This window comes from Hafnia sp. (assembly GCF_036648275.1).
GTDB classification, from domain to species: domain Bacteria; phylum Pseudomonadota; class Gammaproteobacteria; order Enterobacterales; family Enterobacteriaceae; genus Hafnia; species Hafnia alvei.
In genome coordinates, this window is sequence record NZ_JAVXIQ010000008.1 from 152,247 (window position 1) to 175,571 (window position 23,325).

17 protein-coding genes are annotated in these 23,325 nt (G+C 50.8%); 16 read left to right on the top strand and 1 reads right to left on the bottom strand.

The window, feature by feature from the left end; genetic code table 11:
• Positions 1-307: 307 nt before the first annotated feature.
• The 15 genes from cysD to recD all read left to right on the top strand — a co-directional run bounded on the left by cysD (position 308) and on the right by recD (position 20,299).
• On the top strand, positions 308-1,216 hold the full coding sequence (gene cysD, locus RSC70_RS10135; RefSeq protein WP_025800261.1) for a sulfate adenylyltransferase subunit CysD: 909 nt from the start codon (positions 308-310) through the stop codon (positions 1,214-1,216).
• A gap of 22 nt (positions 1,217-1,238) precedes the next feature.
• Positions 1,239-2,678 (top strand): sulfate adenylyltransferase subunit CysN, encoded by a 1,440-nt coding sequence (gene cysN, locus RSC70_RS10140; RefSeq protein ID WP_187989647.1) that lies wholly within the window; start codon positions 1,239-1,241, stop codon positions 2,676-2,678.
• A gap of 2 nt (positions 2,679-2,680) precedes the next feature.
• Positions 2,681-3,322, top strand: a complete 642-nt coding sequence (cysC, locus tag RSC70_RS10145) for an adenylyl-sulfate kinase (RefSeq protein WP_432707128.1) — start codon at positions 2,681-2,683, stop codon at positions 3,320-3,322.
• Between the two features lie 58 nt (positions 3,323-3,380).
• Positions 3,381-3,707, top strand: a complete 327-nt coding sequence (locus tag RSC70_RS10150; RefSeq protein WP_025800258.1) for a DUF3561 family protein — start codon at positions 3,381-3,383, stop codon at positions 3,705-3,707.
• A gap of 111 nt (positions 3,708-3,818) precedes the next feature.
• Positions 3,819-4,211 (top strand): FlxA-like family protein, encoded by a 393-nt coding sequence (locus RSC70_RS10155; RefSeq protein WP_332542338.1) that lies wholly within the window; start codon positions 3,819-3,821, stop codon positions 4,209-4,211.
• 210 nt (positions 4,212-4,421) lie between these two features.
• Positions 4,422-5,291 carry a prolipoprotein diacylglyceryl transferase gene (gene lgt / locus RSC70_RS10160; protein ID WP_025800256.1) on the top strand — a complete coding sequence of 290 codons (870 nt, stop codon included), beginning with the start codon at positions 4,422-4,424 and terminating at the stop codon, positions 5,289-5,291.
• Positions 5,292-5,363: 72 nt separating this feature from the next.
• The gene (gene thyA / locus RSC70_RS10165; RefSeq protein ID WP_043495300.1) at positions 5,364-6,158 is read left to right on the top strand and encodes a thymidylate synthase; all 795 of its coding nucleotides are present in this window, start codon (positions 5,364-5,366) and stop codon (positions 6,156-6,158) included.
• A 241-nt stretch (positions 6,159-6,399) separates the two neighbouring features.
• On the top strand, positions 6,400-6,858 hold the full coding sequence (locus RSC70_RS10170) for a prepilin-type N-terminal cleavage/methylation domain-containing protein (protein ID WP_063586519.1): 459 nt from the start codon (positions 6,400-6,402) through the stop codon (positions 6,856-6,858).
• Entirely contained in the window at positions 6,849-7,430 is a 582-nt protein-coding gene (locus RSC70_RS10175) for a prepilin peptidase-dependent protein (RefSeq protein WP_115104714.1), read from the top strand. Before RSC70_RS10170 ends, RSC70_RS10175 begins: the two co-directional genes overlap by 10 nt.
• Entirely contained in the window at positions 7,427-7,894 is a 468-nt protein-coding gene (locus RSC70_RS10180) for a DUF2509 family protein (RefSeq protein ID WP_130971041.1), read from the top strand. Before RSC70_RS10175 ends, RSC70_RS10180 begins: the two co-directional genes overlap by 4 nt.
• Positions 7,888-8,259 (top strand): prepilin-type N-terminal cleavage/methylation domain-containing protein, encoded by a 372-nt coding sequence (locus RSC70_RS10185; protein ID WP_332542339.1) that lies wholly within the window; start codon positions 7,888-7,890, stop codon positions 8,257-8,259. The genes RSC70_RS10180 and RSC70_RS10185 overlap by 7 nt, the downstream gene beginning before the upstream one ends.
• Before the next feature lie 164 nt (positions 8,260-8,423).
• Positions 8,424-11,795, top strand: a complete 3,372-nt coding sequence (gene recC / locus RSC70_RS10190; RefSeq protein WP_332542340.1) for an exodeoxyribonuclease V subunit gamma — start codon at positions 8,424-8,426, stop codon at positions 11,793-11,795.
• Positions 11,796-11,964: 169 nt separating this feature from the next.
• Entirely contained in the window at positions 11,965-14,871 is a 2,907-nt protein-coding gene (gene ptrA, locus RSC70_RS10195) for a pitrilysin (protein WP_332542341.1), read from the top strand.
• Positions 14,871-18,446: an exodeoxyribonuclease V subunit beta gene (gene recB / locus RSC70_RS10200; RefSeq protein WP_332542342.1), complete on the top strand. Its 3,576-nt coding sequence runs from the start codon at positions 14,871-14,873 to the stop codon at positions 18,444-18,446. Before ptrA ends, recB begins: the two co-directional genes overlap by 1 nt.
• The gene (recD, locus tag RSC70_RS10205) at positions 18,440-20,299 is read left to right on the top strand and encodes an exodeoxyribonuclease V subunit alpha (protein WP_332542343.1); all 1,860 of its coding nucleotides are present in this window, start codon (positions 18,440-18,442) and stop codon (positions 20,297-20,299) included. Before recB ends, recD begins: the two co-directional genes overlap by 7 nt.
• A 37-nt stretch (positions 20,300-20,336) precedes the next feature.
• Here recD and argA read toward each other — a convergent pair whose 3' ends face one another.
• Complete coding sequence (argA, locus tag RSC70_RS10210; protein ID WP_332542344.1) at positions 20,337-21,665, bottom strand: amino-acid N-acetyltransferase; 1,329 nt, start codon at positions 21,663-21,665, stop codon at positions 20,337-20,339.
• A gap of 233 nt (positions 21,666-21,898) precedes the next feature.
• Here argA and amiC point away from each other — a divergent pair, with 233 nt between their 5' ends.
• Entirely contained in the window at positions 21,899-23,149 is a 1,251-nt protein-coding gene (gene amiC, locus RSC70_RS10215) for an N-acetylmuramoyl-L-alanine amidase AmiC (protein ID WP_025800245.1), read from the top strand.
• Positions 23,150-23,325 lie beyond the last annotated feature (176 nt).

The window sequence follows — 23,325 nt, forward strand, 5'->3', positions numbered from 1 at the left end:
AAATCAGTGCGGCTAGTATGGAGTCTTCGCTCTTATTACACAATTTCTAGCGCTCCTAAAATTTAAGGAAATGTTTACTTCCTTAATCTTGCGCCGCCTCAGCTTGCTGCATATTTCTTTCGGTTATTTCAAATACCTTTTCGTCATTTCATTTGGGCAAAGCTGACACCTTATAGTGCCCCTATCCTGCTTTTTGAAGTTACCGCTGCGTTCACTCCGTTTGATTTGCTGTAACTCCAACCCTCTTGGATAAATATCCGTTGTGCCGGTGTGGCCTTCGGGAGAATTTCTGGCTTAAGGATCGTCCATGGATAACCAAAGATTGACGCACTTACGACAGCTTGAAGCGGAGAGTATTCACATCATCCGCGAAGTGGCTGCCGAGTTTTCTAACCCTGTCATGATGTACTCCATCGGCAAAGATTCTTCGGTGATGCTGCATTTGGCGCGTAAGGCATTTTATCCGGGGACGCTGCCGTTCCCACTGCTGCACGTTGATACCGGCTGGAAATTCCGTGAAATGTACGAATTTCGCGATCGCACCGCCAAGGCTTACGGCTGTGAACTTTTGGTGCATAAAAATCCAGAAGGCGTCGCGATGGGCATTAGCCCGTTTGTTCACGGTAGCGCCAAACATACCGACATCATGAAAACCGAGGGGCTAAAACAGGCGCTGAATAAATATGGTTTTGATGCCGCCTTCGGCGGTGCGCGTCGTGATGAAGAAAAATCACGCGCCAAAGAGAGAATCTATTCATTCCGTGACCGCTTCCATCGCTGGGACCCGAAAAACCAGCGCCCTGAGCTGTGGCACAACTATAACGGTCAGGTGAACAAAGGCGAAAGCATCCGCGTCTTCCCGTTGTCAAACTGGACTGAACTCGATATTTGGCAATATATCTACTTGGAAAATATCGATATTGTTCCGCTGTATTTGGCGAAGCCGCGCCCTGTTTTAGAGCGTGATGGCATGCTAATGATGGTGGATGACGATCGTATCGATCTTCAACCGGGTGAAGTGATCAAGCAACGCATGGTTCGATTCCGTACTTTAGGCTGCTGGCCGCTCACCGGCGCGGTGGAGTCTCAGGCGCAAACGCTGCCTGAAATCATCGAAGAGATGCTGGTTTCCACCACCAGCGAGCGTCAGGGAAGAATGATCGACCGCGATCAGTCTGGCTCGATGGAGCTGAAAAAGCGCCAAGGGTACTTTTAAGAATTCGTAGAGGACGAGAACCATGAGCCAGATGATTAACCATTCCATCGCAGACCAAATTGCTGAGCAAGGCGGGGTGGAAGCTTATTTACAGCTACAACAAGATAAAAGCCTGCTGCGTTTTCTGACCTGCGGCAGCGTGGATGATGGTAAAAGCACGCTGATTGGACGCCTGCTGCACGATACACGCCAAATCTATGAAGATCAGCTGACGACGCTGCACAGCGACAGCAAGCGCATTGGCACACAGGGCGAGAAGCTTGATTTGGCGTTGCTGGTTGACGGTCTTCAGGCCGAGCGTGAGCAAGGCATTACCATTGATGTTGCCTACCGCTACTTTTCGACAGAAAAACGCAAATTTATTATTGCCGATACCCCAGGGCATGAGCAGTACACCCGTAACATGGCGACCGGTGCATCAACCTGCGATCTGGCTATCTTACTGATCGACGCGCGCAAGGGCGTTCTGGATCAAACTCGTCGCCATAGCTTTATTGCCACGCTGCTCGGTATTCGCCATCTGGTGGTGGCGGTGAATAAAATGGATCTGCGTGACTATCAACAGGACGTGTTTGAGCAAATCAAACAGGACTATCTCAGCTTTGCCGAGCAACTGCCCGGTGATTTAGCGATTAAGTTTGTGCCACTTTCTGCGCTTGATGGCGACAATGTGGCGACACAAAGTGAGGCCATGAGCTGGTATCACGGGCCAACGTTATTAGAAATTTTGGAAACTGTTGATGTGGTTCACGATGCTGAGCAGCAGCCGCTGCGTTTCCCCGTGCAGTACGTGAACCGCCCGAATCTGGATTTTCGCGGCTATGCAGGAACGCTGTCCGCAGGCGTACTCAGCGTGGGGCAGTCGGTGAAGGTGTTACCGTCAGGGGTAACTTCGCGCGTTGCTCGGATTGTCACCTTTGATGGTGACCTGCAAAGCGCCATCCCTGGAGAGGCCATCACGCTGGTTCTAGAGGATGAAATTGATATCAGCCGTGGCGATCTGATCGTGGCCGCCGATGCGTCAATTCCTGCCGTGCAGGGTGCGACGGTAGATGTTGTCTGGATGTCTGAGCAGCCGCTGAGCCAAGGGCAAAGTTTTGATATTAAACTCGGTGGCAAGAAAACCCGCGCTCGCGTGGAGCGAATCGACTATCAGGTGGATATCAACACGCTTACGCAGCGTGCGGTAGAATCTTTGCCGCTCAATGGAATTGGCTTGGTTGAACTCACCTTTGATGAACCGTTGGTTATCGACAGCTATGCGCAAAACCACGACACCGGCAGCTTTATTTTTATCGATAGGCTCACCAATGTTACCGTGGGTGCGGGGCTTATCCGTGAAGCACTGACATCATCACAAACCAATACGGCTGATTTTAGCGCTTTTGAAATTGAGCTTAATGCGTTGGTTCGCCGCCACTTCCCACACTGGGGTGCGCGCGATTTGCTGGGTGGAAAATAGCGGTGACTGATATCAATTTATTACAACCAGCTACTGAAAGTAACGCCTCTAACCCTGATATCGTCTGGCATGAACATGCAGTCAACCGCGAGAGCCGCGAAAAACTGCATGGGCATCAGGGCGCAGTAATTTGGTTTACCGGGCTTTCGGGCTCGGGAAAATCGTCGATTGCGGGCGCGTTGGAGCAGGCACTGCATCAGCTTGGGGTGAGCACATACTTACTGGATGGCGACAACGTGCGGCATGGCCTGTCGCGCGATCTGGATTTTAGCGACGACGACCGTATCGAGAATATTCGCCGTGTGGGTGAGGTAGCCAAACTAATGCAGGATGCGGGTTTGTTAGTGCTCACTGCATTTATCTCACCTCATCGTCATGAGCGACAGATGGTACGCGAACTATTGCCGGAAGGGCGCTTTATCGAGGTCTTTGTGGATACGCCACTCGCCGTATGTGAACAGCGTGATCCTAAAGGACTCTACAAGAAAGCGCGCGCGGGTGAGATTAAAAATTTCACTGGAATTAGCTCGGTTTATGAGTCACCCGAGCAGCCTGAAATTCACCTAAATGGCGAACAATTAGTAACAAATTTGGTCGCACAAATGTTAGACGTTTTACGCCATCACGCTATTATCAAACCCTAGTTATTGTTGCATTACATTTATTCCTTTGGTGAATGTAATGATTATTCAGGGTTGATATATGCTAATAAACGCTGCCAACATTCCCTCTGACAAGAAAAAGTCATTGGAGAAAGAAGAGCCTTCCTACGCCTTTGCTGGCGGGGTATTGGGCTTTTCTTTCTATTGGTTAGCTTTTGTTCTGCCATTTATCGTCTATGGTCTGAATACTCCTTTTTTCCTGCTCTACACGTGGCCGTTTTTTCTGGCGCTGATGCCCATTTCAGTGCTGCTTGGCATTGGTATCAATAAGCTGGTGTCGGGACGACTGCTGATTAGCGTGCCGTTGTGTGGGGTGCTGGTGGTGATGCTGTTCTGGCAAACCTTCTTATTGCTGACAGGCTGGTAATTCCTGCTGAGTTCGACAAAATTCTTCGCTCAGGTTTTTTCCTCTTTCGCCGATAACTCAGAGATATTTTAAAAATATCTTTGGGGTTAGTCGTTACAGAGGATAATTACTATGGCAAATGTATCTATCACCATGTCGGTTCCCGCTGCGGGGGGGGCGCCCGCGTTAACCGGCAGCGGCGAAAGCGTCGGCAGTGGAAGCGGTAGCACCGTGGGGGCGAGCACGTCCGGAGGCGGTTCAGGCCGTGTCCAACAGCTGATGAAACAAATTCAGGAACTTCAGCAGCAGCTGCGTGATTTAGCCAGTTCGGGCGGCTCACCGGAAGAGATTAAAAAGCAGCAAGAGCTGATTCAAAACCAAATCAAAGCGTTACAGGCCGAAATCGCCCGCATTCGCCAGCAAGAGGCGGAGCAAGCGCAGCAAAGCCAGTTGGATAAAGTGGGTAAAACCGGTGACGGCGTTAACCGCCCAACCGATGAAAATCAGATCGATGTTTATATCTGATTTTTTGGCAAACCTGTTATCTCTGCTGAAGAAATGACAGGTTTTCCGCTGCAAGATGATTCACGGTTTTACATAACTTTTCCGCAACCTCAAGCCCGCTCTATTTCTTTCCTATGCTATCATGCGCAACTTGCCTTCCCGCTGATATCCCAATGCCTTCTGGTTAAGGGAGTGATAGGGAATAAATATTCGATATTGTCGTGGTGATAGATGACGAGCTATCTGCATTTTCCTAGTTTTGACCCAGTAATTTTCTCTATTGGGCCGGTGTCTTTACATTGGTATGGCCTGATGTATCTAGTGGGCTTTGTCTTTGCTATGTGGTTGGCCGTGCGCCGTGCTAATAAGCCGGGAAGTGGCTGGACGAAAGATGAAGTTGAAAACCTGTTGTACGCTGGATTCTTGGGCGTATTCCTCGGTGGCCGTATTGGCTATGTGCTGTTCTATAACTTCTCGCTGTTCCTCGAAAACCCACTTTATCTCTTCAAAGTTTGGGACGGCGGCATGTCGTTCCACGGCGGATTGATTGGTGTCATCGTGGTGATGATGGTATTTGCTCACCGCACCAAACGTAACTTCTTCCAAGTGTCAGACTTTATTGCGCCGCTGATCCCGTTTGGCTTGGGCGCTGGCCGCTTAGGCAACTTTATTAACGGCGAACTTTGGGGCCGCGTGAGCACTGATACGCCATGGGCGATGCTGTTCCCGAGTTCTCGTAGCGAAGATATTCCTTTGGCTGCTACCAATCCACAGTGGCAAGAGATTCTTAACCAGTATGGCGTGCTGCCGCGCCACCCGTCACAGCTGTATGAACTGCTGCTTGAAGGCGTAGTGCTGTTTATCATCCTGAATCTCTTTATCCGCAAACCGCGCCCGATGGGCAGCGTGTCTGGACTGTTCTTGATTGGCTATGGCGCATTCCGCATCATCGTTGAATTCTTCCGCCAGCCAGACGCGCAGCTCGGTCTGTTTGATGGCGTGATCAGCATGGGACAGATCCTTTCTATCCCAATGATTATCGCGGGTGTGATCATGATGATTTGGGCGTACCGTCGCCCTCAGCCACAGCAAACTCTTTAAATAACGTTCCATAGCCTGCTGCGGACGATCACGCCGCGGCAGGTATCAAAAGCATAAACGTCGTGAGGTGACATGAAACAGTATCTGGATTTAATGAAAAAAGTGCTCGCAGAGGGAACACAAAAGGCCGACCGTACCGGAACCGGCACTGTGTCCATTTTTGGGCATCAGATGCGTTTCAACCTGCAAGAAGGCTTCCCGCTGGTCACCACCAAACGTTGTCATTTACGTTCCATCATTCATGAGCTGCTGTGGTTCCTGAACGGTGATACCAATACGGCTTACCTGCGCGAAAATAACGTCACTATTTGGGACGAGTGGGCAGACGAAAATGGCGATCTGGGTCCGGTGTATGGCAAACAATGGCGTGCTTGGGGCGCGGCTGATGGCCGTCAAATTGACCAGATCAGCAAGGTGATGGAACAACTGAAACAAGATCCAGATTCACGCCGCATTATCGTATCGGCGTGGAACGTGGGTGAGTTAGACCAGATGGCGTTAGCGCCATGCCATGCGTTCTTCCAGTTTTATGTGGCAGACGGCAAGCTCTCCTGCCAGCTGTATCAGCGTTCTTGTGACGTATTCCTTGGCCTACCGTTCAATATTGCCAGCTATGCCCTACTGGTACACATGATGGCGCAGCAGTTGGATCTGGAAGTGGGCGATTTTGTCTGGACCGGTGGTGATACCCACTTGTACAGCAACCACATGGAACAAACTCAGCTACAGCTTAGCCGCGAGCCTCGTGCGCTGCCTAAGCTAGTGATTAAGCGTAAGCCAGAATCTATTTTCGACTATAAATTCGAAGATTTCGACATCGAAGGCTACGACCCACATCCAGGGATTAAAGCACCTGTTGCGATTTGATATCGCGTTATTTGCTTTGAAAGCGCCAGCCCTTGTGCTGGCGTTTTTTTATCCTTTTTTACCGTAACTTTCGTCCTTATTACTGCTTGGTTTTACGTGGTCCTTCGCAAACTCCGATGCACGTTTCACTGCGCAATCAAATTGACTGCGGCGGGCATTCCTAAAGCTATTCGTTTCACTTTTCCTTTCTAAGGCAGGTTTTATAGTCATCTCCCTATCAGGCAGAGATTAAGGGCTTACGATGGAATGGTCACGGATGAGTGGATTTACGCTGTTGGAAATGATGGTGGTGATGCTGCTGGTTTCAAGCATGGCACTGTATGGTCTTCATGGATTTAAGCAGCAGCGTATGGCGCTTCAGCTTGAGCAGGCGGGGCAAGTATTACTGACTTTTTTGCAACAGGCGCAACGGCGGGCGTTTGCTGAAAACAGCACGGTGCAAATTGAGGTTAATGCCGAGCAGCGTAGCGTGGGGATACAGAATACGTCCCGAATGTATGTTCCTTCCTCATCGGATATCACTGTTGCCTCTCAACTGACTAAAAACGCAGGGTTTTACGGCGTGCGTAATAATGCTTTAGCCGGGCATATCGATCTCAGCAATTCGGCTGGAACGGTTAGCGTTATTTGGTCTGCGCAGGGGCGTCTTCGGCTATGTGCGCAGCCTCAACGCCTGTTAGGAATACCGCCATGCAACTAAATCACCAAAGCGGTATGACGCTGCCAGACGTGCTGGTTACGCTGCTGCTATCGAGTATTGTCCTGCTATCAACCAGTCAAATTATGGTCATGCTGCGAGCCAGCAGCGTTCGAACCCAACGCTGGCAGCAAATACAGGAAAATATGACCCAGTTGCTCGACCGCGTGGACAAAGATCTCACCCGAGCTGGTTTCTGTGCGCGGGGCTGCTTGGTGTCAGAGCCGAAAATTTCATCTGCGGAGGGGGAGGCTGCCAACTCATGCATTATTCTGTTTTACGATTTGAACGCCAATGGACGAATCGATCTCACCCCACCGGCTAATGCGGACTCATTCGGCTACCGTCTCCGCAACGGAGCTTTAGAAACAGCACGTGGTATACAGCAATGTTCGGGAAACGGTTGGGAAAAGGTATCCGATGAAAGGGATATTAATGTTTCGCTGTTTAAAGTGATCCCTCTTTATCGAGGGTATGAAGTGCTGTTGGGATTAAGGCGGCTAAAACCACCGTTTATGGCTGAGCAGCAGTCGCGTTTTGTTCTGCCTGAGAATGGTCGAGTGACGGGTAAATGAATTTAGCGTATAGCCACGACAACCCACAATCGGGCAGCATGCTATTGCCTTCGGTACTTCTGATGCTGAGCCTGTCACTGCTGGTTGTCGGGGCGCAGCAGGGGCGTCTGGAGTTACAGGTTCAGAACCTAGGCTATCAGCGACAGCTCAAGATGCTTCGCCAACAGGCGGCGTCTGCGCTAGATCTGGCGATAATATCGGATAAATGGCCGACGCCGCTAACCGACGTTTGCCAAACATCAGCACAGGCTACCGTGTGTTTTAAAGCTATCAGTGCTGATATCGGGATAGTGTGTGTGGCCGTAAAAACGAAAATTTATGGCATGAAAATACAACGATTTAGCTATGTGAGTATTGGAAATCCGGTGAGTACGCTATCGACCTCACCGACAACGCCTAGGATGTTAAAGCTATCAGGCGGTTGGCTTGATTATCTATCGGCAGATAGCGAAAATTTATGCTAACCGTATCGAGGCAGAAAGGGCATAGTCAGTCTGGTTTTGGCCTGATTGAGGTCATGGTGGGTATCCTCTTGGTATCTGTTGGTTTTCTCGGCATGTTGCACTACCAGCAATGGATGACGCAGGCACAAATGAGATTATGGCAACAGCAACGCGCATGGCAATTCAGCGAACAGGCTATCACGCTGTATCGAATGGGCGTGCCCGTTGCGGAGATTCCGACACGCTTGCCTCTGCCCACATCATGGCAGTTGGAGGTCAACATTGAGCAACAGGCGAATTGTGAAATGATTAACGCCAAGATCTCCGCGCCGTTGAACATCCAAGCAAAGCTTGAGAGAACAATCTGCGAACAGTTGAACGAGTGAGCGAACGCTAATGATTTCCTCCTTACCTATGAAAGGCTAAAGTGTGTATACCCTGCATACTTGAAGCAACTCCAATTATTTTGGGTATAGACCTTAATACTTGAAGCTGCTTCAACGCTGGCTACGTTTGTTACTCGCCAGAACCCTGAGTTATCGGAGAAAGCATGTTTACTGTTTATCACTCGAATCAATTGGATCTGCTTAAGCAGCTTATTGCGGCGCTTATTGAAGGCCAGCCTTTGCAGAATCCTTTTGAGCAAGAAGTGATTTTGGTACAAAGCCCCGGTATGGCTCAGTGGTTGCAGATGGAGTTAGCCAAACAGTTTGGTATTGCGGCGAATATTGAATTCCCCTTACCCGCCACCTTTATTTGGAATCTCTTTACTCAGGTGATGCCGGGTATCCCTAAGGAAAGCGCCTTTAGCAAAGATGCAATGACCTGGAAGCTGATGTGGCTGTTGCCACAAATGCTAGAGCAGGAAGCCTTTGCTCCACTAGCGCGTTATCTTTCTGATGATGAAGACCGCCGTAAGCACTTCCAACTGGCCGCTCGTGTGGCGGATCTGTATGACCAATATTTGGTGTATCGCCCTGAATGGCTACAGATTTGGGAGCGCGGCGAGCGTATTGACGGGCTGGACGAAGCTCAGCAGTGGCAGGCTCCGCTTTGGGTCGCGCTTAAAGAGTACACCGCGCAGCTTAATCAGCCTGAATGGCACCGTGCCAATTTATATGAGCGCTTTATTCATACCTTAGAGCAATCAACCGAGTGTCCGGCTGGGCTGCCTAAACGGGTCTTTATCTGTGGGATTGCGGCGCTGCCGCCGGTATATCTCGATGCGCTACAGGCGCTGGGCAAGCATATTGATGTGCATCTGATGTTCACCAATCCATGCCGCTATTATTGGGGGGATATTCAGGACTATGCATTTCTTGCCAAGTTACAGAGCCGTAAACGGCGTCATCATATTCAGCGGCAGCAAGAGATCGAACTCTTCCGCGATCCGCAAACCGCGTCTGAGTTATTCAATCCAGACGGTGAGCAAGAATTAAGTAATCCGCTGCTGGCATCATGGGGAAAACTGGGGCGCGATCACATGTATCTGCTGGCGCAGCGTGAACCACAGGAAGTGCACGCATTTGTAGATCTAGCCCCCGATAACTTACTCAAGCGTATCCAGCACGATCTGCTGGAGCTGGAAGATCATGCCCAAATCGTCGATCGACCCGATCGTTTGGAAAGCAGTAACGGTAAGCGGCTGCTGGATCTGAACGATCGCAGTATTAGCGTTAATCTATGCCATAGCCCTCAGCGTGAAGTTGAGGTGTTGCACGATAGGCTGCTAGATCTATTTGCTGAAGATCCTTCTCTCACGCCGCGTGATGTGATTGTTATGGTCGCGGATATCGACAGCTATACGCCGTTTATCCAAGCCGTATTTGGTAATGCGCCGCGCGAACGCTATTTACCCTTCGCTATTTCTGACCGCAGCGCGCGACAAGCCCATCCGGTGATTCAGGCATTTCTCACCTTATTAGAGCTCCCCAACAGCCGGTTTACCTCCGAACACGTTTTAACGTTGCTTGAGGTTCCTGCCTTAGCTGAGCATTTTGGCATTAGCGAAGAGGGGCTGCGTCGCTTACGCCACTGGGTGGATGAGTCTGGGATCCGCTGGGGGCTAGATGATGACAACGTGCGTGAACTCGATCTTCCTGCAACAGGCCAGCACACGTGGCAATTTGGTTTAACTCGCATGCTGCTGGGCTATGCCATGGATAGCCGCTGTGGTGACTGGAATGGGGTTCTCCCATACGACGAATCAAGCGGTCTTATTGCCGAACTCGCGGGCCAGCTTGCAGACTTATTAATGAGGCTCAGCGAGTGGCGCACGCGCCTGAGCGGCGAATATCGGGTACAAGAATGGCAACCGTTATGCCGTGAGATGCTCAATGAATTCTTCGTTCAGGATAGCGAAACGGAAACCGTTCAGGCATTGATTGAACAGCAGTGGCTAAAAGTGATTGGCTACGGGATCAGCGCTGAGTATCCACAGGCGATCCCGCTCTCAATACTGCGTGATGAGCTGGTTTCGCGCCTAGATAATGAACGCATTAGCCAACGTTTTCTGGCGGGGCCGATTAACTTCTGTACGCTGATGCCAATGCGCTCCATCCCTTTCAAAGTGGTTTGTCTGCTTGGCATGAACGATGGTATCTATCCTCGCACCATTGCACCGCTTGGCTTTGATCTGATGGCAAACAAGGTGCAGCGCGGCGATCGAAGCCGTCGAGACGATGACCGTTATCTGTTTCTTGAAGCGCTGCTTTCCGCGCAGGAACGTCTGTATATCAGCTATATTGGCCGCTCGATTCAGGATAACGCGCCGCGTTATCCCTCGGTGCTCGTCAGTGAATTGATGGAATATATTGCGCAAAGCCATCATTTGCCGGGTGATGAAAAGCGTGATGTTGATAGCAGCGCCCAGCGAGTGATGGACTATCTGCAAATTGAACATCCGCGTGTGCCCTTTGCCGCTGAAAACTATGTTAATGATAGCGAAAGTCAGAGCTATGCCGCTGAGTGGCTACCTGCGGCGCAGCGCGCCGGAGAGGCTCATCAGGCATTTGCTCAGTCGCTGCCCCTAGAAGATATTTCGATGGTCACGCTCGACGATCTCATTCGTTTCTACCGTCATCCCGTACGCGCCTTTTTCCAAATGCGCCTTGGGGTAAACTTTATTTTAGAAGAGACGGAATTGCCGGATGAAGAGCCGTTTACGCTGGATAACCTCAGCCGCTATCAGCTCAATAGCCAACTGCTAAACCAACTCATTAATGGTGAAGAGCCCACCACGCTATTTCGCCGTATCCGCTCGGCGGGTGGGTTGCCGTTCGGAGCTTTTGGCGAGATCTATTGGAAAAAACAGCAGGAAGAGATGCAAGAAGTGGCAGCCAAGGTTCGAGAATATCGCACCTCGGGCCACAGCATCGAAATTGATGATGTGCTGGGCGGTGTGCGGCTAACCGGCTGGCTGCAACAGGTACAGGATAATGGCTTAGTGCGCTGGCGGCCTGCGGTATTGGGCGCGGTAGACGGTATGGCTCTCTGGATTGAGCACCTGTTTTATTGCCTTAGCGGTGGAGACGGTGAAAGCCGTTGCTTTGGTCGTCAAAACTCGGCGTGGCATTTTGCCGCACTGAGCAAAACAGAAGCCGAGAAAGCGTTACTGCCCTTGATTGAAGGATATCGACAAGGCCGCAGCAGCCCGTTATTGCTGCTACCTAAAACGGGCTGGGCGTGGCTGAATAACTGCTTCGATAAAGATTCTGGTGCTGTTGATTGGGATGAACAAACTCAGTCTAAGGCGCAAATGAAGCTGCTGCTGGCATGGCAGGGCGACCAGCGGGTGATAGGAGAAGGCTCCGATCCCTATATTCAACGCGTTATGCGTACCATGGACGAGAAGAGACTGCGCGAAATTCAGCAACTGGCTGAATACTATTATTTGCCATTAGCGCGGAGTAATTTGGCCTGATAGAGGTCAAACAGGTGTGAATTTATGAGGTTGAATTTGCGTGAACGCTAAGTCTGCCTTAACGTGGTATTAATTTTTAAGCTGAAACGGTATCTGAATCACTCTATTTTTCAGCATTATACTATCTGTCGCTGACAGTATTTTGGGGTAAATGATGGTTAGGTTTTTCATGCGTAGGCAGTTATCCATCCTGACGGTATTTGCATTCTTGCTGACGAGCGCGTCACTGTTGTGGATACCGGCCAGCTCAGCAAAAATTGAACCTGCTGGCTGGCAGGCATTGGCGGAAAAGATCGATAAAAGCGCCAGCGATCCGCGACTCTATCAGGCAATTAAGCTTGATAACGGTATGAAGGTGATCTTAGTTTCAGATAAAGATGCGCCTAAGTCTCTTGCCGCGCTGGCACTACCCGTGGGTTCGCTTGAAGATCCTAACTCACAGCTGGGTTTAGCTCATTATCTTGAACATATGGTTCTGATGGGGTCGAAGCGCTATCCACAGGCGGATAACTTATCTGAGTTTCTGAAAAAGCATGGAGGAAGCCACAATGCGAGCACGGCGTCTTATCGCACCGCGTTTTATCTTGAGGTCGAAAATGACGCCTTGTCGCCAGCCGTTGACCGTTTAGCCGATGCTATTGCAGAACCCTTACTTGATCCGGTGAATGCCGACCGCGAGCGTAACGCGGTGAATGCTGAGCTAACGATGGCGCGTTCACGTGATGGAATGCGAATGGCTCAGGTTTCAGCCGAAACGCTCAACCCAGAACATCCAAGCGCTCGTTTCTCCGGTGGTAATCTGGAAACGCTGAGTGATAAGCCGAACAGCAAGCTTCATCAAGAGCTGGTTTCGTTCTATCACCGTTATTATTCCGCTAATCTGATGGTTGGCGTCATTTACAGTAATCAACCGCTTCCTAACCTTGCCAAGCTGGCCGTGACCTCTTTTGGCCGTATTCCAAACCGCGATGCGAGCGTACCGCCTATTACTGTACCGGCGGTAACGCCGGAACAGCAGGGAATTATCATTCATTACGTTCCTGCGCAGCCGCGCAAGATGCTGAAAATTGAGTACCGCATTGAAAATAATAGCGCAGCGTTTCGCAGCAAAACCGATACCTATATTGCTTATCTGATCGGTAACCGGAGCAAAAACACGCTATCTGATTGGTTACAAAAGCAGGGTTTGGCGGAGTCTATCGGTGCGGGTGCAGACCCAATGATCGATCGTAACGGCGGCGTATTCTCCATCAGCGTTTCGCTCACCGATAAAGGTTTAGCTGAGCGCGATCGTGTGATTGCCGCCGTGTATGATTATTTAAAATTGCTGCGTGAACAGGGCGTTAAGCAAAGCTATTTCGATGAAATTGCTCATGTGCTCGATCTTGATTTCCGCTATCCATCCATCACGCGCGACATGGATTACATCGAATGGTTGGTCGACAACATGCTGCGTGTGCCAGTGCAAAATGTTCTCGATTCTTCCTATCTGGCAGACAAATATGATCCGCAGGCCATTAATGCACGTTTAGCCAGCATGACGCCGGAAAATGCCCGTATTTGGTTTATCAGCCCGAATGAGCCCCATAACAAAACTGCGTATTTTGTTGATGCGCCTTATCAGGTTGATCGTATTACCGCGCAGCAGTTTGCCGCATGGAACAACTTAGAGCAGCGTATTTCTTTATCTCTGCCAGCGCTGAATCCTTATATTCCAGATGATTTTTCGCTTATCAAGCCGGTTCAACCACGCCTGACAAAACCGGAGATGGTGTTGGATCAGCCGGGGCTGCGTGCGTTGTATATGCCGAGCCGCTATTTTGCCGATGAGCCGAAGGCCAATATCACGCTTTCGCTGCGTAACAAAGTTGGCCGCGATGGAGCCAAAGAGCAGGTAATGTTTGCCCTGACCGATTATCTGGCGGGCATTGAACTTGATCAGCTTGCCTATCAGGCTTCGATTGGTGGGATTAGTTTCTCAACCACCTACAACGATGGTTTAACCATTAACGCCAACGGCTTTACCCAGCGTTTACCGCAGCTGCTGACGACTCTGGTGGAGGGCTATGCCGGATTTGATGCCAGCGAAGAGCATCTGGAACAGGCTAAGTCATGGTATCGCGAACAGCTTGATTCAGCGGATAAAGCGAAGGCATTTGAACAGGCTATGCAGCCTATTCAGGCGCTATCAAGCGTGCCTTACACCGAACGTAGCGAGCGAAGAGCACTGCTGGACGGTATTACGCTAAGCGATATTAAAAACTATCGTAGTCAGCTAATTGAAGGTGCAACGCCAGAGTTGCTGGTGGTGGGTAATATGACCGCGATTCAGGTGAAAGCCCTGGCGCAAAACATTCGCGATCGGCTCAAGTGCGGCGGTACGCTCTGGTGGCATGGAAAGGATGTGGTGATTGAACATAAGCAGCTTGCCAATATCCAACGAGCCGGCAGTAGCAGCGACTCCGCGCTAGGCGCCGTTTATATCCCAACGGGATATGATGAAATTCAGGGGATGGCCTACAGCAATCTGCTGAGCCAAATTATTCAGCCATGGTTCTACGACCAGCTGCGTACCAAAGAACAGTTGGGATATGCAGTTTTTGCTTTCCCATCATCCATTGGTAACCAATGGGGGATCGGCTTCCTGCTACAGAGTAACAATCAGGCACCGGACTATCTGTATAACCGCTACCTAGAGTTTTATGGTCAGGCAGATAAACGTTTGAAAGCGCTAAAAGAAGCTGATTTTAATCAGTATAAACTTGCGTTGGTTAATCAGTTGCGCCAGCGTCCACAGACGTTGGATGAAGAAGCAGGTCGCTTTGCGAATGATTTTGACCGTGGCAATTTCGAGTTCAATACGCGCGGCAAGTTGATCAAACAAATCGATATGTTACATCGTGACAATATTGTGGCGTTCTACCATCAGTCGGTGATTAAACCGCAAGGGATGGCGCTGTTGTCTCAGGTGCTTGGCGGTCACGCCAATGGGCATTACGCGGCACCAAAAGGATGGACTACTTACCAAAACGCCTCTGCGTTGCAGCAAACCCTGCCCGTTAAGGTTGCTCCATAATGACTCAGGCACAAACGTTAGATGCTTTGGCGCTACCGCTGATTGGGGAGCGCCTGATTGAGGCCTCAGCCGGTACGGGTAAAACATTTACTATCGCGGCGCTGTATCTGCGTTTGCTGTTGGGGTTAGGGGGCGAAAATGCCTATCCTCGCCCCTTGTCCGTAGAAGAAATTCTGGTTGTGACCTTTACCGAAGCGGCGACCGAAGAGTTGCGTGGGCGCATTCGTAGCAATATCCACGATCTACGGCTGGCCTGTGTGCGTGGCAGTAGCACCAATCCGCTGTTGTCTGATTTGCTCAATCTTATCGATGACAAAACCGATGCGGTAAGCCAATTATTAGCGGCAGAGCGCCAGATGGACGAAGCCGCTATTTATACCATCCATGGTTTTTGTCAGCGAATGCTCAGCAATAATGCCTTTGAGTCTGGCATTTTGTTCCAGCAAACCTTAGTTCAGGATGAACTGCCGCTGCGCCGCCAAGCCTGCGCCGATTTTTGGCGTCGGCATTGTTACCCGTTGCCGCTGAATATTGCGGCGGTGGTGAGCCAAGAGTGGAGCGGCCCTGAACAGCTGTTGAGTGATTTGCAGCCCTATCTGCATGGGGAACTTCCTGAATTACGCCAAGCGATCGCTGATGATGAAACGCTGGCTCAGCGACATCAGCAAATTATTGAGCGCATTGATGCCGTGAAGTCCCAGTGGTGCGCAGCCGCGGGCGAAATTGAAAGCCTGATCGCGGATTCCGGCGTAGACAAACGCAGCTACAGCAGCCGTTATCTACCTAAATGGCTGGCAGCGGTTGGTGACTGGTCTACCGCCGAGACGCAGGATTATCAATTACCCGATGAGCTCAAACGTTTTGGCCAGAACATCTTGTTGGAAAAGACCAAGAAAGGCACGCCTCCACAGCATGCCGTGTTTGTCGCGATCGATCAGCTACTGGTCGAACCATTGTCTCTGCGTGACCTATTGTTATCGCGTGCGCTCAGTGAAGTACGTACCAGCGTTCAGCAGGAAAAGCGCCAACATGCGCAGTTAGGCTTTGATGATTTGCTTAGCCGCCTTTCACAGGCGTTACAGCAACCTGGTGGTGATATGCTGGCTCAGGCGATCCGCCAGCGTTATCCCGTGGCGATGATCGATGAGTTTCAAGATACCGATCCCCAGCAATATGGCATCTTCCAAGCGATTTATGTACAGACAGAGAGCGCCAAACAATCAGACTCGGCGCTGTTGCTGATTGGCGATCCTAAACAGGCGATTTATGCTTTTCGCGGCGCAGACATTTTTACCTACATGTATGCGCGTAGCGAAGTGAAACATCACTACACGCTGGGCACCAACTGGCGCTCATCGCCCGGTATGGTCGCCGCAGTCAATCGGGTTTTCTCTGCGATTGAATCTCCTTTTCTTTTCGAAGATATTCCGTTTTTGCCGGTTGAAGCGGCCAAGAATAATCAGGCGCTGCGTTTTGAAATTGAAGGGCAGCGTCAGCAAGCCATGCATATTTGGCTGCAATCGGGCGAAGGCTGCGGCACCGTTGAATATCAACAGTCATTGGCAACACAATGTGCGGCTCAAATCCGCGATTGGCTGACGGCGGGGCAGCAGGGCAAAGCGCTGCTTTATACCAATAAAAAAGATAAAGATGGCCGAGAGATTGCAAAACCCGTTGAAGCATCAGACATCACCATTCTGGTGCGTAGCCGTGCTGAAGCAGCGTTAATTCGTGATGCGCTAAGCGCACTGGCGATCCCTTCTGTCTATTTATCTAACCGTGACAACGTGTTTGAAACGCCGGAAGCGCGCGATTTACTGTGGCTTTTGCAAGCCGTGCTGGCCCCTGAGCAGGAGCGACTGTTGCGCAGCGCTCTGGCAACCAGTTTGATGGGGCTGAACTCGCAGCAGATTAACCATTTCAATCAGGACGAGTGCTTGTGGGACGCGTTGGTTGATGAGTTCGATGGTTATCGTCAGCGTTGGCAAAAGCAGGGTGTATTACCCATGCTGCGTGAAATCATGGTGAGCAGAAATCTGGCTGAGAATCTGTTGGCCAGTGAGGGCGGTGAACGCCGTCTGACGGATGTGCTACACATCGGTGAACTGTTGCAGGAAGCGTCGCTAACGTTAGATAGCGAACCGGCATTGTTGCGTTGGTTAGCGCAGCAAATTGATAACCCCGCAGTGCAGTCGGAAAACCAGCAGCTTCGTTTGGAAAGCGATCGCCATTTAGTGCAGGTGGTGACCATTCATAAATCGAAAGGGCTTGAATTTCCGATAGTTTGGCTGCCTTTTATCGGCAGTTATCGGCTGCAAAAACAGCCGTTGTATCACGACAGAGATAATTTCAAAGCGGTACTCGATCTGAACTATAACGATGATGCGGTTAAGCTGGCGGAAGAAGAGCGCTTGGCAGAAGACTTGCGCCTGCTCTACGTTGCGCTTACACGCTCTGTTTATCATTGTAGTCTCGGGCTGGCGCCTCTGTTTTTAGGTGGTCGAAAAAAACAGGGTGAAACCGATGTGCATAACAGCGCCATCGGATACCTGCTGCAAAAAGGTGAGCCCGGTGATGCCGCGTTGCTGTTGGAGTGTCTCCAGCGCCTACAAAATGACGATATTGTGGTGACGCCTGTTTCCACTGAAGATACCTCACCGTGGGTGCCTAATGCACCGGAAGCACAGGATCTTCAAGCCAAGCTGTTTACCCGCAAGATGCAAGATGACTGGCGTGTCACCAGTTATTCGGGGTTACAGCAGCACAGCAGCACGCCGTTTTTCGACCTGCTTCCCAAACTGGATGTAGATGCGGTGGGGGAGTCTGACATTGAAACCACGCCAGAGCTCACGCCGCATACGTTCCCTAAAGGTGCGGCACCGGGAACCTTTTTACATAGTTTATTAGAACCGTTGGATTTCACTCAGCCACGCGATCTTGAATGGCTGAGCGAGCAGGTGACTCTGCAGGGATTGGATGACCAGTGGGTTCCTGTACTCGACCGTTGGCTAGAGGCTATTTTACGCGCGCCATTAGCTGAAAACGGGCCCTGCTTAGCACAACTTCCACCAAGCCAAATTCAGGCCGAGCTACAATTTTATCTGCCGATTGAACAGCTGCTAAAAAGCGTTGAACTGGATGCCCTGATTAAACGTTATGATCCTCTTTCCGCTCAGTGCGATCCGTTAGATTTCCGTCAGGTGCGCGGCATGTTGAAAGGCTTTATCGACTTAGTCTTTTTCTGGCAAGGGCGTTATTACGTGTTGGATTATAAGTCCAATTGGTTAGGTGCCGACGAAAATGCCTATACTCCAGAGGCGATGGCGGGGGCGATGGCAGAACACCGCTACGATTTCCAATACCAGCTTTATTCATTGGCGCTGCATCGCTATTTGCGCCATCGGCTGCCTGATTACCAATACGAGCAGCATTTCGGCGGCGTTTTCTACTGCTTCCTACGCGGGATGTCGCCAGATAAGCCAGGGCAGGGTGTTTTCCATTGTCGCCCAGATGCCGCGCTCATTGAGGGAATGGATAAGCTCTTTAGTTCAGCCTCGGAGGGCGCAACATGCTGATTTTCGATCTGCTGTTAAACATGGGCGCACAAAAATACCTACGTTCTCTGGATGTTCAGTTTGCGCGCTTAATTGCAAATCAAGGGCAACCGCATCTGGCTTTGGCTGCGGCGCTGGTGAGTTTAGAAACTGCTTCCGGTCATGTTTGTTTGCCGCTGAGCCAGCTCAGTTCAACCTCGCTGGCCAAGCAATTTCCTGATTTTGCCTATGAGCTTAGCCAGCTGTTTGGTGATATGGATGAGGCTGCGTGGCAGGCATGTTTGCTGGCTAAGGCCGAGGTCAGCGATGGCAGCTATCCCGCACCGCTGGTGTTGCAAAATCAACGCTTATATCTGCAACGCCTTTGGCAGGATGAAGGCGTCGTCGCCACTTTCTTTGCGGGCAACGAGGCGGCGTCAGATGAATCAGCGCCCGCTTTATCGGCGATTTTGTCCCAGCTTTTCCCCGCAAGGTCTGAAGATGCTGAGGTTAACTGGCAGCAGGTCGCTGCCGCCGTTGCTGCAACGCGCCAAGTTTCCGTTATCTCTGGTGGCCCAGGTACAGGAAAAACGACCACGGTTGCGCGTCTGTTGACGGCGCTGGTACGTTTGCATCCCCAACGTAAACTGCGTATTCAATTAGCTGCCCCAACGGGCAAAGCGGCTGCACGCTTGACTGAATCATTGGGTAAAGCCGTTGAAGCTTTGGAATTAACCCCCGCTGAGCGCGAAGTTATTCCCCAAGAAGCGTATACGTTACACCGCCTGCTAGGTGCGCAGCCGAACAGTATTCGTTTGCGTTACCACCGCGAAAATCCGTTGCATGTTGATGTGCTGGTGGTGGATGAGGCCTCGATGGTGGATTTGCCGATGATGTCTAAACTTATCGCCGCGCTGCCTCAGCGTGCACGACTGATTCTATTAGGCGATCGCGATCAGTTGGCATCGGTGGAAGCGGGAGCGGTCTTAGGCGATCTTTGTCGCTTTAGTGAGTTTGGCTATCGCCCTGAGCGCGCTAAACAACTTTCTGAACTGTGTCAGACGGCGATCCCAGCGGGAGCCGAACTGCCGGATATTGCGGTACGCGACAGCATTTGTTTACTCAGGAAGAGCTATCGCTTTGACGCTAATTCAGGCATCGGGCAGTTAGCCTCTGCGGTTAATCGCGGAGATTTTTCCGCTGCTCGCCGCTGTTTTGATGGGCAGTTCTCGGATATCTCATGGTCACCGATGACGCAGGATGACGACTATTCCACGCTTATCCAAACCTGCGTTGAGGGCTATCGCTCAACGCTGCAACGGGTATGGGAACAGGCTGATGCGGCTGAAATTCTTGAGAGTTTCTCACGTTTTCGTTTGCTTTGTGCACTACGGGAGGGGCCGTTTGGGCAGTCTGGACTGAACGATCGTATTGAGCTGGCCTTAACCAAAGCAAGGCTTATTCACAAGCCTACGCAGGCTCATCAGCGTTGGTACAGCGGTCGTCCGGTGATGGTCACGCGCAATGATAGCTCGTTGGGATTGTTTAACGGCGATATTGGCATTGCGTTGGCTGATGCCGAGAATAATATTCGCGTGTATTTCCAACTGCCCGATGGCTCGATTAAATCTGTCCAGCCGAGCCGTTTACCGCAGACCGAAACGGCCTACGCGATGACGGTGCATAAATCGCAGGGCTCTGAGTTCGAACATACTCTGCTGGTGCTGCCTGCCGATTTTTCTCCTATCGTAACGCGTGAGCTGCTGTATACGGCCATCACCCGTGCGAAAAATCGGTTAACGCTGTTTAGCCGCGAGCAAATCTTAAAGACGGCGATCCGCACGCCAACCCTGCGTCGAAGCGGGTTGATGGAACGGATGATGTTGCCCGTCTAGCTGGCTGTCCGCATCCTGCGGGCAGCGCGAGGTAGCCTCAAGATAAGTCGGCGAGCAAAATCTTGGAACGGCGCTGGTAGTTGTACAGCTCCTGTTTTTGCATCGGGAGCACGTCAACTTCTGCGGGGGTAAAACCACGCTCTTGGAACCAATGGATGCTGCGCGTGGTGAGCACAAACAGTTTTTCCAGTCCCATTTGTCTGGCTTGTGCAGCCACGCGTTTGAGCAGGGCTTCGCCGCGAGAGGAGCTGCGATAGTCTGGATGTACCGCCACGCAGGCCATTTCGCCAATCCGTTCCTCAGGGAACGGATAGAGCGCCGCACAGGCAATGGTCAGATTATCTCGCTCAATAATGGTGAATTGATCAATTTCCCGTTCGAGCTGTTCACGCGAACGGCGAACCAAAATACCTTGCTGCTCTAGCGGGCGGATAAGTTCCAAAATACCGCCGATATCATTAATGTTGGCGCGACGTATTTGTTCCGCGCTTTCCATCACTATCTGGGTGCCGATGCCGTCGCGGGAGAATAACTCTTGCACTAAGGCGCCATCGTCCTGATAGCTAATCAGATGACTACGCCCTACGCCGCTCCGGCAGGCTTTTACGGCTCCACGTAAAAAGCGCACCGTGCCAGAGTTGTAATCCCCTGAGGCTTCTAGCGTTTCAATGCGCGTCTGCGCTTCGTTGGGGAGCAGCTCGGAAACAATCGAGCCATCGTCGTTTGTGACGCCTTGCGAAGAGCAAAAACCAATCAGCTTTTCTGCTTTAAGCTTAATAGCTAACTGAGTTGCGACTTCTTCAGACGTGAGGTTAAAACTTTCACCGGTAACGGAAACGGCAACGGGGCCCATCAACACAATGGCACCGCTGTCGAGCTGACGGTGAATAGCGTCTTCATCGATACGGCGAATGCGCCCGCTGTGGCAATAATCCACCCCGTCATCGACGCCAAGCGGCTGCGCGATAATAAAGTTCCCGCTCACCACGTTGATGTGGGCACCCTGCAGCGGCGTGTTATTCAAACTCATGGACAGGCGCGCTGTAATATCTAGTTGCAACTGACCCGCAGCTTGTTTCACCAGTTCTAGGGTTCTGGAATCCGTGACGCGTATATGCTTGTGGTATACAGGCTCATAGTGGTGTTCATTCAAATTGCTGTCGATCTGTGGGCGCGCACCATAAACGACAACCAGTCGGATACCAAGGCTGTGCAGTAACCCAATATCATTGACGATATTGGCAAAGTTTTCATGCTCAATGGCCTCTCCGCCAAGCATCACAACGAATGTCTTGCCACGGTGAGTATTGATGTAGGGTACCGAGTGACGAAAACCCTGAACCAGTTCGGTGCTGCGCTCCTTCATGAAACCCTCTGAATTTTTATTCGCTAAAACTGTATTTTTATTCTTTATTGCGAATAAAGGCAAGTGTGAATTTTATGTAAATTCAAGTCATATCTGCTGCGGATAGAGATATCTGCAAAACTCCTTTAAGCATTTTCTAATGACAGTCCCGCCGCGATTCGATAAAGTTTTGCCCTAAAATTTGTGCTGGAGCGCTATTCTCCGCTGTGTTTGGCTTTTTATTTTGGGATTGCATGACAAATTCGAACCATAATCTGACCCGTCGTCGTTTGTTGCAGGGTGCCGCTGCTACTTGGTTTTTAAGTGTAAGCCGAGTGGGTTTTGCTGCGTCTTCACAGGTGATTGCCGTAAGGGTATGGCCGGCGTCGACCTATACTCGCGTGACGCTGGAATCGAAGGTGCCCCTGAAATATAAGCAGTTTGCGCTAACCAACCCAAATCGCATCGTCGTTGATATTGAGGGCGTTCACCTTAACAGTGTGCTTAAAGGGATCAGCAGTCAGGTTCAGTCGGGCGATCCCTATTTAAAGACCGCGCGCGTCGGACAGTTTGATAAAAACACCGTGCGGTTGGTGTTAGAACTTAAACAGGAAATCAGTCCGAAGCTGTTCACCCTAGCGCCGTTTGCCGAATTTAAAAACCGCTTGGTGGTCGATCTGTATCCGGCACAAGGCACTAGCGCGGCGGAAAACGATCCGCTGCTGGCTTTGCTGGAAGATTACAATAAAGGTGATTTGGGCAAAAGTTTGCCACCGGAAGGGCCACAAAAAGGCAAAGCCGGGCGTGATAGACCGATTGTTATCATGCTCGATCCTGGGCACGGCGGTGAAGATCCCGGAGCAATCGGTAAAAATAAGACGCGTGAAAAAGACATTGTGCTGCAAATTGCCCGTCGCCTAAGTGCATTGATTAAAAAACAGCCCAATATGCGTGTGTATATGACGCGCAATGAAGATGTCTTTATCCCGCTGAAAGTTAGGGTAGCGAAGGCGCGTAAACAGCGCGCTGACCTGTTCATTTCGATTCACGCCGATGCCTTTACCAGCCGCTCGGTACGAGGCTCTTCGGTATTTGCTCTCTCTACCAAAGGCGCAACCAGCGCGGCGGCACGGTTTTTAGCCCAAACCCAGAATGAATCCGATGAAATCGGTGGGGTTAGCCGCAGTGGGGATCAATACCTCGATCACACCATTTTTGATCTCATGCAGACCGCGACGGTGAACGATAGCCTGAAGTTCGGCAAAGAAGTGCTGAAAAACATGGGCCGCGTGAACAAATTGCATAAAAATAGCGTGGAACAGGCCGGATTTGCGGTGCTGAAGGCACCCGATATTCCATCCATTTTGGTTGAAACCGCATTTATCAGTAATGTTGAAGAAGAGCGTAAACTGCGTACTAGCGCTTTCCAGCAGCAGGTTGCTCAATCTATTCTGGCTGGGATTAAAGCTTACTTCGCGAATGGTGGGGAATTGGCGAGGCGGTAAGGAAATATTGAATAGCGCTCGAGATGGTATGAAAACATCCGAACGGCTCCTCCCCCTGTGAAGGGGGAGGCTGGGTGGGGGCGTGGTTATTTCAACTTAACCCCCACCCTAACCCTCCCCCTTGTTCAGACCGGAGACATGGTGAACACTTGTTCGGAGACATGGTAGACACTTAC